The organism is Streptococcus sp. GMD1S (assembly GCF_000296875.1).
Classification (GTDB): domain Bacteria; phylum Bacillota; class Bacilli; order Lactobacillales; family Streptococcaceae; genus Streptococcus.
Window position 1 is genome coordinate 1 of record NZ_AJQY01000394.1, and the last position, 807, is coordinate 807.

Genomic DNA, 807 nt, shown 5'->3' on the forward strand with positions numbered 1-807 from the left:
TGGCATATCGAGTGTTCGGTTATGTCAACAGAGATTTTGGGCGATACCATTGATATTCACGGTGGGGGAGCCGATCTGGAATTTCCGCATCATACCAATGAAATTGCCCAGTCAGAAGCCAAAACAGGCAAGACTTTCGCCAACTACTGGATGCACAATGGCTTTGTTAATATCGATAATGTCAAGATGTCCAAGTCCTTGGGCAACTTTATCACCGTACACGATGCCCTCAAAACTCTTGATGGCCAAGTGCTTCGTTTCTTCTTTGCCACTCAGCATTACCGTAAACCAATCAACTTTACGGAAAAAGCAGTGCATGATGCCGAGACCAATCTCAAATATCTGAAGAACACTTACGAGCAACCATTTTCTGGGACTGTAGATGCACAAGAATTGCAAGCCTTTAAAGACAAGTTTGTAGCAGCTATGGATGAGGATTTCAACTCCGCCAACGGTATCACAGTTGTCTTTGAAATGGCCAAATGGATCAACTCAGGAAACTATGATGCAAGTGTTAAGGAAGCTCTTGCGGCTATGTTGGAGGTCTTTGGGATTGTCTTTGTTGAGGAAGTTTTGGATGCAGACATTGAAGCCTTAATCCAAAAACGTCAAGAAGCGCGTGCTAATCGTGACTTTGCGACAGCAGACCAAATCCGTGATCAACTGGCTGCTCAAGGGATTAAGCTCCTTGATACCAAGGATGGAGTGAGGTGGACACGTGATTGATGTCAATCTCATTAACGGAATTGCGCTAGCCTTTGAAGGGGATGCGGTGTATTCCATGTATATTCGCCGCCACCTCATCCT

The 807-nt window shown here is 45.0% G+C and carries 1 protein-coding gene and 1 pseudogene; both read left to right on the forward strand.

Annotation, left to right across the window (positions count from 1 at the left end):
* Positions 1–726: DALR domain-containing protein (locus GMD1S_RS10585; protein WP_008283208.1), on the forward strand; the 726-nt coding region annotated here is incomplete at its 5' end.
* Positions 719–807, forward strand: a pseudogene (locus GMD1S_RS12060) (Mini-ribonuclease 3); the annotation flags it as partial. The gene GMD1S_RS10585 and the pseudogene GMD1S_RS12060, both read left to right, overlap by 8 nt.